The organism is Prevotella sp. E9-3, assembly GCF_022024015.1.
In the GTDB taxonomy this organism is placed as follows: Bacteria; Bacteroidota; Bacteroidia; order Bacteroidales; family Bacteroidaceae; genus Prevotella.
On the sequence record NZ_CP091786.1, the window covers coordinates 2,837,958 to 2,854,400 of the forward strand.

At 46.1% G+C, this 16,443-nt stretch carries 13 protein-coding genes and 1 riboswitch; of the genes, 4 read left to right on the forward strand and 9 right to left on the reverse strand.

The window, feature by feature from the left end; translation table 11 throughout:
- Positions 1-18: 18 nt before the first annotated feature.
- The 9 genes from nadB to L6475_RS11135 form a co-directional block, all read right to left on the reverse strand.
- The gene (gene nadB / locus L6475_RS11095; RefSeq protein WP_237820028.1) at positions 19-1,602 is read right to left on the reverse strand and encodes an L-aspartate oxidase; all 1,584 of its coding nucleotides are present in this window, start codon (positions 1,600-1,602) and stop codon (positions 19-21) included.
- Between the two features lie 80 nt (positions 1,603-1,682).
- Positions 1,683-2,480, reverse strand: a complete 798-nt coding sequence (locus L6475_RS11100) for an adenosylcobinamide-GDP ribazoletransferase (protein ID WP_237820030.1) — start codon at positions 2,478-2,480, stop codon at positions 1,683-1,685.
- 2 nt (positions 2,481-2,482) lie between these two features.
- Positions 2,483-3,517: a nicotinate-nucleotide--dimethylbenzimidazole phosphoribosyltransferase gene (cobT, locus tag L6475_RS11105; RefSeq protein WP_237820032.1), complete on the reverse strand. Its 1,035-nt coding sequence runs from the start codon at positions 3,515-3,517 to the stop codon at positions 2,483-2,485.
- 32 nt (positions 3,518-3,549) lie between these two features.
- Positions 3,550-4,062, reverse strand: coding sequence for a bifunctional adenosylcobinamide kinase/adenosylcobinamide-phosphate guanylyltransferase (cobU, locus tag L6475_RS11110; protein WP_237820034.1), 513 nt, complete (start codon positions 4,060-4,062; stop codon positions 3,550-3,552).
- Positions 4,059-5,036, reverse strand: a complete 978-nt coding sequence (gene cbiB, locus L6475_RS11115; protein WP_237820036.1) for an adenosylcobinamide-phosphate synthase CbiB — start codon at positions 5,034-5,036, stop codon at positions 4,059-4,061. Before cbiB ends, cobU begins: the two co-directional genes overlap by 4 nt.
- Positions 5,027-5,995 carry an aminotransferase class I/II-fold pyridoxal phosphate-dependent enzyme gene (locus L6475_RS11120; RefSeq protein WP_237820038.1) on the reverse strand — a complete coding sequence of 323 codons (969 nt, stop codon included), beginning with the start codon at positions 5,993-5,995 and terminating at the stop codon, positions 5,027-5,029. Before L6475_RS11120 ends, cbiB begins: the two co-directional genes overlap by 10 nt.
- Entirely contained in the window at positions 5,988-7,466 is a 1,479-nt protein-coding gene (locus L6475_RS11125) for a cobyric acid synthase (RefSeq protein WP_237820040.1), read from the reverse strand. Before L6475_RS11125 ends, L6475_RS11120 begins: the two co-directional genes overlap by 8 nt.
- Entirely contained in the window at positions 7,463-7,963 is a 501-nt protein-coding gene (locus L6475_RS11130) for a cob(I)yrinic acid a,c-diamide adenosyltransferase (protein WP_237820042.1), read from the reverse strand. Before L6475_RS11130 ends, L6475_RS11125 begins: the two co-directional genes overlap by 4 nt.
- Positions 7,960-9,237 carry a cobyrinate a,c-diamide synthase gene (locus tag L6475_RS11135; protein WP_237820044.1) on the reverse strand — a complete coding sequence of 426 codons (1,278 nt, stop codon included), beginning with the start codon at positions 9,235-9,237 and terminating at the stop codon, positions 7,960-7,962. The genes L6475_RS11130 and L6475_RS11135 overlap by 4 nt, the downstream gene beginning before the upstream one ends.
- 62 nt (positions 9,238-9,299) lie before the next feature.
- Positions 9,300-9,486: riboswitch (cobalamin riboswitch) on the forward strand.
- 41 nt (positions 9,487-9,527) lie between these two features.
- Between L6475_RS11135 and L6475_RS11140 the strand changes: the two genes are divergently transcribed.
- From L6475_RS11140 to cobJ, 4 genes are read left to right on the forward strand one after another with little or no spacing between them, the layout of a single operon-like run.
- A complete protein-coding gene (locus L6475_RS11140; RefSeq protein WP_237820046.1) occupies positions 9,528-11,720 on the forward strand; it encodes a TonB-dependent siderophore receptor in 2,193 nt (730 codons plus the stop codon).
- Positions 11,707-12,852, forward strand: coding sequence for a sirohydrochlorin cobaltochelatase (locus L6475_RS11145; protein ID WP_237820048.1), 1,146 nt, complete (start codon positions 11,707-11,709; stop codon positions 12,850-12,852). Before L6475_RS11140 ends, L6475_RS11145 begins: the two co-directional genes overlap by 14 nt.
- A 26-nt stretch (positions 12,853-12,878) precedes the next feature.
- Positions 12,879-14,948 (forward strand): TonB-dependent siderophore receptor, encoded by a 2,070-nt coding sequence (locus L6475_RS11150; protein WP_237820050.1) that lies wholly within the window; start codon positions 12,879-12,881, stop codon positions 14,946-14,948.
- Between the two features lie 42 nt (positions 14,949-14,990).
- Positions 14,991-16,439: a precorrin-3B C(17)-methyltransferase gene (gene cobJ, locus L6475_RS11155; protein ID WP_237820052.1), complete on the forward strand. Its 1,449-nt coding sequence runs from the start codon at positions 14,991-14,993 to the stop codon at positions 16,437-16,439.
- The last annotated feature ends 4 nt before the right edge of the window (positions 16,440-16,443 follow it).

Here is a 16,443-nt window from a genome sequence, read left to right on the forward strand (position 1 = left end):
ATTTGTATGTAAATGATCTCACTTGTCGTAGGCGTGGACAGGATAGTCGGTTGTAAAGTGCAGTCCACGACTTTCCTTACGCTCTATGGCGAAACGGGTGATGAGATAACCCACATTAATCATATTGCGAAGTTCGCATATGTCACGGGTTGCATGCACACGCTTAAAGAGTTGCTCAGTTTCTTCATAAAGAGTATCAAGACGTACCCAAGCGCGCTTCAAACGAAGGTCTGAACGCACTATGCCTACATAGTTGGACATAATCTCACCCACCTCCTTTACACTTTGGGTGATGAGAACTTTCTCCTCATTAGTCATTGTTCCCTCATCGTTCCATTCAGGCACCTTTTCATTGAAGTCGTACAGATCGACATGCTCAAGCGAGTGCTTAGCAGCAGCATCGGCATAAACGACGGCCTCAATAAGTGAGTTGCTGGCCAAACGATTTCCGCCATGAAGTCCTGTGCACGAGCATTCACCGATAGCATAAAGGCGATCAATGCTTGACTGGCCATTCAAGTCAACCTTGATACCACCACACATATAGTGCGCAGCTGGACGCACAGGAATATAATCGGTAGTGATATCAATACCCATCGACAGACATTTCTGATAGATATTGGGGAAATGACGCCGAGTTTCAGCAGGATCTTTATGTGTTACATCCAAACAAACATGGTCAAGGCCATGAATCTTCATTTCCTTATCAATGGCTCGTGCCACGATATCGCGTGGTGCCAATGACAGGCGCTCGTCATATTTCTCCATAAATGACTCACCATTGGGCAATCGAAGAATGCCGCCATAGCCGCGCATTGCCTCAGTGATAAGGAAAGCGGGATGGGTCTCGCCAGGAGAATAGAGTGCCGTGGGGTGGAACTGTACAAACTCCATATCCTGAACGGTTCCCTTGGCGCGGTAAACCATTGCCTCGCCATCGCCTGTGGCAATAACAGGATTGGTAGTAGTCTGATAAACCGCGCCACAGCCTCCGGTACACATCAGGGTGACTTTCGAAAGGTAAGTATCCACCTTCTCTTCCGGATTCAGGACGTAGGCACCATAACAGTTAATATAAGGTGTACGACGAGTAACCTTGGCACCCAAATGATGCTGGGTGATGATTTCTACTGCAAAGTGATTCTCCTTCACCGTAATATCCGGACAGGCACGCACAGCCTCCATCAGTCCACGCTGAATCTCAGCACCCGTATCATCAGCATGGTGAAGAATACGGAACTCAGAGTGACCGCCCTCACGATGCAAATCAAATGTGCCATCGTCCTTACGGTCGAAATTGACGCCCCACTCCACCAGTTCCCTAATCTGTTCGGGAGCATTGCGCACCACCTGTTCCACAGCAGCCCGATCAGAGATATAATCACCTGCTATCATGGTGTCCTCAATATGTTTGTCGAAATTGTCAACAAGCAGGTTTGTAACACTTGCCACGCCACCCTGAGCAAAAGAAGTATTAGCCTCATCGAGACTTGTTTTGCAAATGATACAAACAGAACCTTTCTTGGCTCTTGCCACTTTAAGAGCATAGCTCATACCAGCTACGCCCGCTCCAATAATCAGAAAGTCGTATTTATAGACCATAGTCTTACGTATGTTTAGCGATGCAAAAGTACATAAAAAAATCGACTTACAAGCCTGTCGTCCTGAAAAACTGCTATTTATCAATAAAAAGCAGAAATGTAATAGGATACCACGAAATAGCCTGTCAGTTCCGTCAACAGAAAGAGTGCGCCACAGCAGTCACCTGTATATCCTCGTAATCGGTTCCAAATAAAAAGGTATAAAAAGTACATAGTCAGACAAGGCATAAAGATCATCATCCTCCAATCCACAAGGTCTCTCATCCACCAGAGGTACAGTCCTATGGGCAACAATCCCTGAACAGCGAGAGCAATGCCTGATGAAACAGGCATTTTCCTGTAAACAGTTCTATTCTTTGCTGTTTCCTCGCTGCGAGCATACGGCATCATCTGAATAATCTGAGCACTTAGCATCTTTGCATATGGATCCACAGCAAGAATGGTCAAGGAGGCATAGACAGGAGGCATGGAATAAAGAGTCAGGAACAGTAACGCCATATATGCGATAAGCGATAATACCCCATAAGTCCCGATATTAGAATCTTTCATAATGCTAAGGATGCGCTGGCGGTCAGTTCCCCCACCGCCGAACCCGTCAAAGAAATCGGCTAGTCCATCCTCATGAAGAGCCCCCGTTAGTAGAATACGACTGATGATAGCTAACACGACAGCCATCTCATAACTAAACACTAATGAGCAACCATAAAGAACGCCTGCCATCACGCCTGCCGTAATCCATCCTGCCAATGGCCAGAACTCGACCACACCTTGATAAGCTTCTTTCGGAGGCTGATAGATTCGCCAAAAGGGTAAACGGGTAAAAAACATCCATGCAGCCCAAAGACGATCGTACCACTTACTTGTTTGTTCATTATTCATAGTCAAAAGTACTTTGTAATCTTAGCAGTATCAAAATTATTCATCTCGTTCATCATACGCACGGCAGAATCGAGAATGGGGAAAGCGCATAGTGCGCCCGTTCCCTCTCCCAGTCGAAGTCCTAATGACAGTAATGGACGAGCCCCCATTGCATCCAGCATTCTCCTGTGTCCGCTTTCATCGCCACAATGTCCAAATATCATATAATATTGTGCTTCAGGATATAGTTGACAGGCAGCAAGAGCGCAGGCCGTCATGATGAAGCCATCTACCAATATGACAATATGCTGTTCGGCAGCGCGAAGCATGGCCCCAATGGCAGTAATCATCTCAAAGCCCCCAAAGTACCAGAGCGATGCTTGTGGTGAAGGGAGTACTGCATTCTCCATTGCCTGGCGAAGTACCTTGTACTTATGTTGTATGCCTGAAGCATCAAGTCCTGCTCCGGCACCAATACACTCTTGAAGAGGAATATGGCAAAACAAACTCATCCATATACTCGAAGGAGAGGTATTTGCAATACCCATCTCGCCTATACAAATCACCTTACAGTCTTCAGCTACACAATCGTCAACCAACGATGATCCTATCTCTATGGCTTGTTCAAACTCTGCTTCAGTCATTGCGGGTTCATAAAGGAAGTTGCGCGTGCCACGGGCTATCTTTTTGTGAATGATTCCGTCAATATGAGAGAGATCGTAATCTACACCCACGTCCACAATTCTCAATTTGAATCCGTGCTGTCTGCAAAACATATTCACCCCGCCACCGCCACGTGTGAAATTAATCATCTGCTGCCAAGTTACCTCACGTGGCGATACACTCACCCTCTCACGCTCAATACCATGGTCGCCACCTAATAACAGATGACAGGGATTAGCCAACGATGGAGTAAGCGTCTGTTGAATCAGACACACCTGCATAGCCAGTTCTTCTAATCGCCCTAATGAATTTTTGGGCTTATTCAGATTGTCTATTTTATCCTGAATGGATATGCGTATGGCCTCATCGGGGCGTTCTATCTTAAAATCTCTCATTGGATTGTTCTATCTTTTAAAAACTCTCATCACTATTCACCTTTCACTTTTACAGGTATTCCGCTAACCATCAGCACCACCTCATCGGCTTTACTTGCCACATACTGGTTCATCCATCCCTGCAAATCTGTAAACTTACGTTGAACAGCATTCTCGCTTACGCCGCCCATACCTATCTCGTTGGTGACAAAAATAAAAGTAGCATCGTGAGCCGTAAACTTATCAAATTCTGTTTTCAATGCCTCTAATGCCATTTCAGCATTCTGTTGTTCAAAGAAGAAATTGGTACACCATAGTGTGATACAATCAATAAGCGCCACTCGCCCTGTCAGGTCGTACTTACTCAGTTGTTTTTCTTCCTCTATGTTTGTCCATTCAGACCCTCGTCGTTCCTGATGTTTTCTAACACGCTGAGCGAACTCTTCATCCCATATATGGGCAGTAGCCACATAAACAGGATTCTTGCTCAATTCGAGTGCCAGCTGCTCGGCATATTGACTTTTACCTGAGCGGGCTCCACCTGTTATAAGTATAATCTTCTTCATAGGCAATAAACAACAATTATAATGACAATAGCAAGAATCTCAGAAATTCGATTCACACAAACAGCTTTTTCCATATCAGCAGTTGTCAATGGTCGGGGATTCTCACCTATATACGGTTTATAGAAGATTTCTCCAAAATAGTAATGCGGTCCGCCAAACTGACAATCGAGGATACCTGCAAGCGCAGCCTCTGGATATCCGCTATTGGGAGAAGCGTGGTTCCGTCCATATCTGCGAATGAACGAAAAAAGAGAACGATGATTTGCGGATGGTGTAACGAAAGCAGAGCCCATCATCAGTAGAGCAGTAAGACGGGCAGGAATATAGTTAGCCACATCATCAATATGAGCCGCCCAACAACCAAAATCCTTATATCTCTCTGTCTGGTAGCCTATCATCGAATCGAGAGTATTTACCATTTTATAGGCCATCATAGCCGGAACTCCGCCAACTGCCAACCAGAACAGGGGGGCAACAACGCCATCACTCAAGTTCTCGGCAAGAGTCTCCAAAGCCGCAGTTCTGATTTCCTGGGCAGAGAGTTCTGATGTATCACGCCCTACGATACGTGCCACCTGCTTACGCCCTTCTTCCAAAGAGCGGTCAACAGCCTTAAATACTTGTTTGACTTCACGGATAAGTGTTGTGCCTGCCAAGCAATAGAAAATGGCTATCACATCAAAGAGAAGTCTCAGACCTGTTTCACCGCCAAAGGGGGATGGGAGCAAAAAAAGCGCCTTACGTATTACCCATGTCACAACAAAAATGAAGGTGATAAGAAAGCAGGCCGTCAGAGCCCCTTTCATTTTACGTGCCCCTCCTTTGTTCAGTCTTTTCTCACTAAAAGAAATCATTTTCCCAAAGCCTACTACAGGATGTGGCAACCATACGGGGTCACCCATCAGAAGGTCAAGCAGCCAACCGACAAGAAGTGCAATCGGGAGAGCGAAGAGTGACAAATCGGTTATTTCCATACCTGTTCCTCCACAATACTCTTTATGGCTGCCACCAATTCATCATTTTCATTGGGTGCCTGTGATGCTACTCGAAAATGATGGGGTGTAAGTCCTTCGAAATTAGAAGCATCCCGAATCAGTATTCCATAATCTTTTGCCAAGCGTTCCTTCAGTTCTGCTGCCGTGCAAGACTGAATTTCACAAAGCATGAAGTTGGTCTTTGTTTCTCTTACGTTAACATAGCCTGTACTTCGAAGCATCTGAACCAGTCGCTGCGCTTCATTCAAATCGGGCTTAAGATTAACACCATTCGTAAGAAGGAATTTTCCTGCCTCAATAGCTAAGGTATTAACCGACCAAGGACGCAAGAACTTACGAATTTCTTCTGTAAGTTGGGCAGAGGCTGTAATGTATCCTATACGCAATCCTGGGATGCCATAGGATTTTGTCAGGGAATGCAACTGAATCACGTTTCCCATTTCTATTGCCTCTCTGACACTAAGCATCGGTGCATCAGTATAATCCTCATACGACTGGTCGATAACCACGAGATGGTATTTCTTTGCCAATTCATCAATATCAGCAATACTAAGCACTTCGCCTGTAGGATTATTTGGATTACAAAGCCAGAGACCAGTCAACGGACTTTGCTGAGGGTACATCGAAAGTGCATCTTTATATTCGCTGAAGGATGGTGCAGGGAGCTGAAAATGATATCGGAAAGTCTGTGCTAACAGATAGATGGCTTCAGTAGCGCCATTGGTCACAACGACACACTTTTCAGAGACGCCCTCTTCTTGGGCTATCATCTTTTCCAAAGACCATGCTTCTGGTTCTGGATAATTAGCTATCAAATCAAGATGAGCAGAAAGATGTGCCTTCAGCGTTTCAAGACCTGCATGATGACAGATGTTCGAACTGAAATTCATTCGAATATTGTCATACTGGTATATATCATCTCCGTGCCCGTTAATCATTATTTTGCAGAATTTGATAGATTCGTGACATATCAACATGCTTGCGCACATGATCAGCCAACAGATCATATTGTTGCTCCTTGAAATCGGCATAGCTCTGCATCACACAATTCTCCTTCACTTTGCCTTTCAACAAATGCTCAATAACGGGAGCATTATCCAGGAAACCATGAATATAGGTTCCAATGCAATGATCTGTTTGAAGAATAGCCTGATCAGTATCGCTTACACCTTGATGGATTTCATAGCCTTGACAGACCTTTCCATCAAACTGAAAGTTCACCTGTCGGGTGGTTTTCTCTGCAGTCATGGTGGTATTTATTGGAAGGATTCCAAGACCCGGCAAACTGACGATTGTCCCCTCGATACCCATTGGGTCGCTAATGCTTTGTCCCAACATCTGATATCCGCCACAGATACCCACGATGGTCTTTCCATCGCGATATGCGCGCTGAATAGCCTGTGCGCAACCATTTCTGCGCAGTTCCAGTAAGTCATCGAGTGTTGCTTTGGTTCCAGGAAGAATGATTATATCTGCCCTACTGATATCCGAAACATTATTAGTATAGAACAGATTCACTCGTGCATCTCGCTCCAGCACATCAAAATCAGTAAAATTTGAGATATGGCGCAATAGCACAACAGCAATATTCACTTTCCCTTCTGCCAACTCATGTTGCTTCTTTTCAAGGCTTACAGAGTCTTCTTCTTCAATATAAATGTCCTTAAAATAAGGGACGACACCCAGAACAGGAATGCCACAGATTTCTTCCAACATTCGTCTGCCATCTTCGAAAAGACGCATATCGCCACGGAACTTATTGATGATGATTCCTTTGATGAGGCGCTTGTCTTCAGGAGTTTGCAAGGCAATACTCCCATATACCGAAGCAAACACCCCTCCCCTATCTATATCGCCTACAAGAATCACATCAGCATTGGCATGCCTTGCCATCGGCATGTTTACGATATCGGTCTCACGCAGATTGATTTCTGAAATACTGCCTGCGCCCTCCATCACAATGGGATTATAGCGAGCCGCCAAGCGATCAAAAGCGTCACAGACTTCTTTCCTAAAGTCAATTACTTCTGAAGTACATTTCTTTCCTTCCTTCTCACTCAAGGAAGAACTTCGAGAAGGTCTTCTCCAATAGTCGTACGCATTCTTGTTTCCAATAGGCTTACCATTAAGCACCACCTGACTGGTATGATCACTTTGAGGTTTCAGCAACAACGGATTCATATCCGTATGACAGGGGATGCCTGCCGCCTCTGCTTGTACCGCCTGTGCGCGCCCTATCTCCAAGCCTTCAGGAGTGGCGTATGAGTTCAGGGCCATATTCTGAGCCTTGAAAGGAGCTGGCAGGTATCCGTCCTGTTTGAAGATACGACAGAAAGCTGCAGCAATAATGCTCTTGCCTACATCGCTACCGGTACCGGCAAACATAATGGGATGGAGCGTTTGTTTCATTCTTTTTCGTTGGCTAATACAAAAAGATAGTCAGACAGTCGGTTCATCATCACAAGGATTGTCTCGTCGATAGCATACTGACGGGACAGCGACCATAACCGACGTTCTACAGTACGAGTTTGCGTACGGGCCAGATGGATAAATGCCGATAGTGTTGAACCATTGCCTGGAACAACGAAGCCACCTTCCTTCTGAGTTTCATCAATTGCTTGTTCCATTTGCTGAGTCAGACGTTCAGTATGAAGTTGACGAGGATTGCTATTTCCTTCTGGCGTTGCCACATGGCTCATAATGGTCATCAGTTCACATTGAATGGCATGAATCAATTCACGAGCTGCCTCATCATCGCCCAATTGCGAACGGACTATTCCCAACTGCGCATTCAATTGGTCAATCTGTCCGTTGACTTCAATACGAAAATCGTCTTTTGCCACTCGCACGCCATTGCGAAGACCTGTTTCTCCCTTGTCGCCTGTTTTGGTATAGATTCGCTTCATAACTGGTACAAATGTGTGTAACTGGCCAATACATTTTTATATTTGAGCACAGGTGTCGGCACTTGGTTTCCCTTAGCGTCATACACCTGAACAATACTTTCTGGCACCTGTCCTAAGAATTGGGTATAGTGAAACTCATGACCTCTATACTCTTTTCCATCGAGAACAAACTGGCGATAACCTAATGAAAGTTTTCTGTCGGCTTTTCGTGCTGAAATGGTATAAGGAAGAACGCCACACATACAGTACTCTCCATTCTCCGGGTCTTCCCTTTCGTCAGTCACAATAGCTTTGCACAGATACATCATTCCGCCACATTCAGCAACAATCCGCCCTCCTTGTTCGGCATATTCCTTGACTGCCTTCCTGCAGCGTTCGTTCTTTTCCAAATCAGCCAAATGTTTTTCAGGATAGCCTCCTGGCAGGTAGAGTAAATCAATATTTTCGAAAGAAGGGACATCCTTTTCAGGGTCAAAGAAACTAACTTTCTCGAACCTATCCAAGGTCTCTTGATAAAGGAAAGAAAAACTCTCATTGTTCCTGGCTATCAATACAGAGTGTGTTTCATTAGAACGCTCGGAGTGTTTAGCCGAAACGCTCGGAGTGTTCAATTGAGATGCTGAGAGCGATAATAATCTTTTCCAGTCAATCTTTGAATCAAGGGTCTGAATCAAAGTCCTATCATCTGATTCTGTTGAGAAATCCAAACCTAAATAGCGCGAGCTCTGTTCAAAGGCTGCTGATTTGGGCAGATAGCCCAGACATTCAACGCCCAAATCGTCACACACCTGCTTAAGCATTTGGAAATGTCTTTCCGAACCTACCTTATTATATATAATACCGGCGAACCGAATATCTTTTTTAAAATTCAGAAAACCCGACAACAAGGCAGCCATGGAATAGGCTGCCGACTTAGCATCGACCACCAACACAACAGGTAAATTCAATAATCTGGCTATTTCATAGGAAGAACCTTTCTCCCGGTCATAGCCATCAAACAGTCCCATCATACCCTCTACCACACATACCTCAGCATCAGCTGCATAGTATTCAAAACACTCACACACATGTTGTGGCGTTGTCATAAAAGTGTCAAGATTTATGCTGGGCCTTCCACATACCGCTTGGTGGAATTTCGTGTCAATATAGTCCGGTCCACACTTGAATGGTTGGACCTTGAATCCCTTTTCGCTCAGCAAAGCCATCAGTCCTCTGACAATTGTTGTCTTGCCAGAACCACTTGTTGGAGCTGCTAAAAGGAATTGTGATTTCACTTTGCAAAAGTACAATTTATTTTCTAAAAAGATTGTTTATTTCCAAAATATTCATACCTTTGCAGCCGAAATGGCAATTAGGTGGCTGTAGTCGCCTAGTGTAAGGGAATCCGGTGAAAGCCCGGAGCTGTACCTGCAGCTGTAACCCCCTTTGAAAAGAATTTGTTAGTATAACGCCACTGGCTAAAAGCTGGGAAGGTATAACAGATTGGGGAAGCCAGAATACCTGCCTTTCAGAGAATTAGTACCCGTGTACAGGAATATACTCGAGGGAAAGCAAACTTGTTTTTATGATAAAAAAGATTGCGACGTTGGCCACCTTCTTGATGGCAGGTCTGACAGCGGAATCACAAACGGTGGAGAGAGAAGACTCACTCCATGAAGTGGTTGTAACAGGTACTGGTACCCAGCACTTGCTGAAGAATGCGCCTGTCCAGACAGAGGTCATCACTCAGAAGATGCTTCGACAGTATGGAGGAAAAAGTCTGGAGGATATTCTCTCTGGTCTTACTGCTTCGTTTGCTTTCAGCGAGGGCGATATGGGTAGTCAGATGCAATTGAATGGTCTTGGCAACAACTATATCCTGATACTCATCGACGGCAAGCGTATTCACGGCGATGTGGGAGGTGAGAACGACCTTGGCCTTATTGATCCACAGAATATTGAAAAGATTGAGATAGTAAAAGGTGCACAGAGTGCGCTTTATGGTAGTGACGCTATGGCTGGCGTTATCAATATTATTACCAAGAAGCATGCCCAAAAGGGACTATTCGTTGACAATAGCACCCGATATGGCTCGCACAACGACCTTCGCCAGCACAACACCTTAGCCTTCTCGCTCGGCCAGTTCTCTTCACAGACAAATTTTCAGATTCAACGAAATGACGGTTGGCAGAACACCAAAGAGGAATTTGCAGAAGCTACGGTGCTTACCGACAGCAAGAACAAGACTGTAAACAAATTCCACAACTGGCAACTCTCAGAACGCCTCACTTATCGGCCTACTCCCCATAGCGAATTATATGCAGAAGGAACTTACTACAAGAAGAACATCCTGCGTCCTCAGGATGGTACACATCCCAGTTGCGATGTCTATACTTACAACCTGCGCTATAACAATGCTTCGGCTGCTATCGGCAGTAAATGGCTATTAGGCAGCAATTCTTCTAAATCCGAGAACCATCATCAGAATACCATCACCCTTGATATTGACTGGAACAAACATGCTTACTACTACGATTACACCCAAAGAACTTACGAATATATCTTGTTGAAAGGCGAGGAATTTGGCAATCTTGACGGAGAATGGTATTCCGTTTTGATGAAACCAGGGCAAAGCAAACTACAGAGCGATCAACAGCGTGTGATGGGACTTTTAAAAGGAGTGTTCTACCTGCCTTATGGCAACACGCTGAATACAGGCATTGAATACCGTTATGACTATCTGAAGGCTCCCGATCGCACAGAAACGGGAACAGCCAGCGACCGTACATCGTCCTTTTATGTTCAGGACGAGTTCAACCTGATGGAATGGCTGAACATTACAGCCGGACTTCGTCTGGTTGACAATCGTAGTTTCGGATTGCGCCTCACGCCAAAGTTGAGTGCCATGTTATCTGCTGGCGATTTCCGTTTCCGCTTAGGATGGAGCCAAGGATTCAAAACGCCTACCGTGAAGGAATTGCACTATCGCTATCTGCATGTTATGGGCAGCAGCACCTTCTTCAATATCGGCAATACTCATCTTGATCCTCAAACCAGTAATTACTATTCTGCTAATATTGAATACCGTGGTCGGAAACTTACTGCTTCCGTCACCGGCTATCTGAACCGACTTGACCACATGATAGCTTTGGTAAACGTTCCTGTAGGCGAGATTCCTTCAGGCATCACCACTGCCTATCTGGGCGATGGAAGCAATAATGTTCAGGCACGCATGTATAAGAATATGGACGATGCCCGCACCTGTGGCATTGATGCCACCCTTTCCTATAAGGTGATGAAAGGACTCACGCTAAACACCGCCTATAGCTACCTTGACACAAAGGCACATCTCTATGACGAGAAGAAAGAACAGATGACTACCGTCACCATCGATGGAACGGCCCACCACAAATGGAGCGCATCGGCTATGTACAGTCATTCTTTTACTCCCACCTATGCCCTTGGCATCAGTCTCTCAACCCGTGGCAGCAGTACCCGATTCTACCAGAACAACCGAAACGGAAAAGCCTTTCAATTATGGCGCATCAACACCACCCATGATATTGGCAGACAAGACCGTATGCTGAGCTACAAGATTGACTTGGGCATAGACAACATCTTCAATTATATTGACCGTACTATGCGCCCCTACCATCTGGGCAACAACACCCCTGGCACTACGGTGTATGGCACATTCGCTATCAAATTCAATTATGGCAAGCGATTTAACAAACATAATTTATCAACAAAACAAAATGTTTACAATGAAGAAAATTAAATCTTTCATGCTGGCAACAATGGCATTTGCATTGGCTGCCCCAGTATTCACATCGTGTGGCGATGATGAAACAAAAGTGGAAACGGTTGAAAAAATTATCGACAACATCGTTTCCGAGTATTCGGTCAACGACAATATGGTGGCCGATCAGAAAGCTAAGTCGGGCAAGAACACAGCCGTGCTGCTGGTAGCCTTCGGCTCTACTTGGAACAATGCCTTTCAGGCTTTTGACGCTACGAAGAAAGCCTACGAGAAGGCTTTTCCTGAAGCCGATGTCTATCTTTGTTTCTCAAGCGACATCTGTATCAACCGTGCCAGCGTAGGTGAGAATACCGATGATGAAGGCAAGATCGTAAAACGTGACTATTACGAACCACGCTATCTGCTGCACGCCATCGGTGCCGCCAAGTACGGCAAAATCTACGTGCAGTCGTTGCAGGTTATCCCTGGAGAGGAATTTGCTGCTGTAGTGGCCAGCGTAAAGAAATTCATGAACAATGGTTTCCTTGCCAACGCTCACCTGGACGACAAGTATTTGTCTAAGTTGGCTGAGGATGAAGCCATCTTCTTGGGTATGCCTCTTTTGAACGACTCTATCGAAGACATTAATGAAGTGGCCAAGCAATTGAACGAAAAGTGCAAGTCAGAAATTTCCGATGGTGTTGTGGCTTTCATGGGACACGGCAATCCCGACAAGTATGACACTTTCAAGGCCAACATACGTTACCGTCAGTTGGAGACTGCTCTGCAGAAACTCAATCCCAACTATTTTGTAGGAACGGTAGATATGGAGAACAACTATAAGCAGGACGTGATGGATCGCATGAAGAAGAAGGGTATTACAAATGGAAAAGTTTATCTGCATGCCCTGATGTCTATCGCCGGCGACCACGCTCACAACGACATGGCTGGAGAGGGTGAAGAGTATTGGGATGAAGAAGACCCCGAGAGCGAGGATAACAGTTGGTTCGAGTACTTCACCAACAACGAATACACTCCTGTTGTTCCTGCCGTCAACAACCATCCACAGGGTCTTCTCGAAATTCCCGGCATCCTGGAAGTATGGATCAACCACACCAAGAATGCAAAATTCCTTGAAGATGCCTACCATAGCATGTATCCTGAAGAGTAGAACTACTTACCTCTATAATATATATTGTGAAGAAACTGATTATTCTTTTTTCGGTGGCACTCCTTTCCGGGGGTGCCGCTTTCTCTCAAATCCATAAAATGGAACATCGCGACTCTTCGGTCGTTAGTCGCACATACAATCTGAACCCTGTTGTCATTACCGGTTCAGGCCATCACCAGCGTCTGAAGTCAACAGCTACGCCCGTCCACGTCCTATCAGCGCAGGAAATTCGTGAACAAGGCATTACCACTTTCGATGCCGCTCTTACACGCATGATGCCACAAGTATCAATGGCCCCCAATAGTATGGGAACCTTTCTTCGTTTAAATGGATTGGGCAACAAATACATTCTGATTCTCATCAATGGTCAGAAACTTTCAGGCGACATCTCCAGTAATGTTGATTTGAACCGAATCAACATGAGCCGGGTAAAGCGCATCGAAGTACTCGATGGTGCAGCCTCATCACTATACGGCTCGGATGCCATTGCAGGTGTCATCAACATCATTACCGACCAGCCTACTGATGCGGTGTGCAGTATTTCCAACGATACTCACGTCAGCGGGCACGGTGTACTGACAGAAAATGTCAATATTGATATTTTCAAGAACGGTTTCGGTTCCTACACTTCTTTCTCTCACGACCGTGCCGACAGTTATCAAAACAACAGTTTGGAATACAAGAAAGGAAGCGATACAGGAACACAACAAACCATTGCTCCTTTTTTCACAGGCTACCGTTCAAACATCATCGGACAGAAATTCACCTATACCCCCCTTCAACAGTTGGCACTGAATGCAGGTATAGACTATTCATACAAAATCACCGACCGTCCAGAGACTCAATCCGACATCACGGGTGGCACCGACTATGAGATGCGTTACAAAGGACTGAGATGGAATTTAGGCGGCATCTACAAATTCACCAAAAGAAATTCTCTGCAAGCCAACTTCACCGTTGACCGTTTCCACTATGGCAAGGAATACGATGTAGAGACCAAGACCAACGCTATTGGCGACTATGTTCAGTCTAAGAAACAACGCTCTATGGAGGGAGAGTTGAGGGCAATTCTCGGATTGAGCAAAAACAGCACCACCATCTTTGGTTCCGACTGGCGAAAGGACTATCTCACAGCCTCTTCAGGCAATATCGACGAGCATGTATATACCATGGCTGTCTTTGCCCAGCACGAGCAAACACTCTTCAAGGACTTTACAGCAACTGTTGGTTTGCGACTCACCCATCACCAAACGTTCAACCAGCACCTCACTCCAAAAGTTGCCATGATGTATGCCCCGGGTAATTTCCGTTTCCGTGCCACCTACTCAGCCGGATTCCGTGCTCCAGGTCTGGACGAACTGTACTATCACTATTTTTCCGTGAATCGTGGCAAACCTCAGATTATTTTCGGCAATCAAGACCTTTCACCCGAGAAAAGCCACTACTTCTCTTTGAATGCCGAATATCGTACCCAGCAGGTTGCTTTCAGCATTACAGGTTATTTGAACCGTATCAGCGATATGGTGGTTCGACAGAACATCGATGTTGACAACGCCTCCATGACCATGCTTCGAAAGGAGTTTCCTGAAATGACTGATGCTCAAGCAGCCAAACTCGAGCGCTATTCGCTCTATACGAATAGTGACAAGGGCGATGTAAAAGGATTTCAGGTAAACATTTCCTCCAACATCGTTCAGGGATTTAATCTCTCTGCCAACTATGTCTATACCTATGCCAGAACCAAGAGCGGCGACGAATGGAACGTATTGGAGCGCAGTATCCGTCATACTGCCACCATTGCAGCCAACTATCATCACAGTTGGGGGAGATATGGTCTGAACATTAATCTGAACGGCCGTTTGCAGTCTAAGACCTACTATCCCGACTACGAAGATGCACCCGGCTATGGTGTATGGAACCTGCATACCACACATTCTTTCGATGTAGCGAAGTGGGCCTTCATCGAACCGAGTATCGGTATCGACAACCTTTTCGACAAGGCCGACCGTCGCATCGACTCCTCTAATCGTAAATATGCCCTATACAGTCCTGGCCGCATGCTGGTAGCAGGGCTGAAAGTGAAGTTTAAGCACTAAACTTTGGCTCTTTGCCATATAAACATTATCTTTGCTCACAATATGGGAAAGATTATCATTGCCGGCATTGGTCCTGGCAGCAAGAACGACATCACTCCCGCCGTACTCGAAGCAGTACGTCAGGCCGATGTGATTGTTGGCTACAAATACTACTTTCAGTTCATCGAACCGTTTGTGCCAGCAAATTGCGAGTGTATCGACACTGGTATGAAAAAAGAGCGAGAGCGTGCCGAACATGCTTTCCGACTGGCAGAAGAAGGCAAGACGGTGGTGGTCATCTCTTCGGGCGATGCAGGTATCTACGGCATGGCGCCACTCATCTACGAGATGCAACAAGAACGGGCTGCCCTTCATTCTTCTGCCGACATCGAAGTTGTTTCTTTACCTGGCATCTCGGCTTTCCAAAAAGCTGCATCATTGCTGGGTGCTCCCATTGGCCACGACATGTGTATCATTTCCCTTAGCGATCTTATGACCCCATGGTCTGTCATTGAACGGCGCATCAAGGCTGCAGCCGTCGGCGATTTCGTAACAGCCATTTATAATCCGAAATCGCACGGACGCTATTGGCAACTATACCGTCTGCAAGAGTTGTTTCTGCAGGAGCGTAGTGCCAACACCCCAGTGGGCTATGTACGTCAGGCAGGCCGCGAAGAGCAGGAAGTGAAACTGACAACCCTCGGTGATTTTGACCCGGAAGATGTAGATATGTTTACCGTTGTACTGATTGGCAATTCGCAGTCGTACATAAGCCTCACCCCCGCCCCCTCTCCAAAGGACGAGGGGCGTAAGATCTTTATTACACCACGCGGGTACTACCGAGAGGAGAAGCAGGAAGACGTAAAGCCCGGCCAGTCTATCATGATGGAAAGCTTCCGCACGATACGTTCCGAGATGCAACATCCTGATGTGCCAACGTGGCGTCTATGGCCGTTGCTGCACGCCATTCATACCACGGTTGACTTCGGCATGGAAGAGTGTCTTTGGATGGATGAACGTGCTACGGAGATACTATATAAAAAGGTGGTTGACGGCAGTCTGAAACATATCGTTACCGACGTCACGATGGCTGCCAGCGGTATCCGTAAGGGGGCTTTGGAGCGACTTGGCATCGAGGTACATTGTTACATCAACGACCCTCGTTCCAAGCAGATGGCAGACGAGAAAGGCATCACTCGCAGTCAAGCCTGCATGCAACTGGCAGCGGAGGAATACCCAGAGGCGTTCTATGTGGTGGGCAATGCGCCAACGGCACTCTTCGAGATATGCGACTTGGTACGTAAAGGCAAGATGCATCCCGTGGGCATTATTGCCGCTCCCGTCGGTTTTGTGCATGTGTGCGAGAGCAAGCATGCCGTCAAGACGCTGCGCCACATTCCCAAACTGATTATCGAAGGGCGCAAAGGCGGCAGCAACCTCGCTGCCACACTCTGCAATGCCATTCTGACCTACGACGATGCAGAGCAGTTAACCCCTGGACGGGATCTATAGTTAG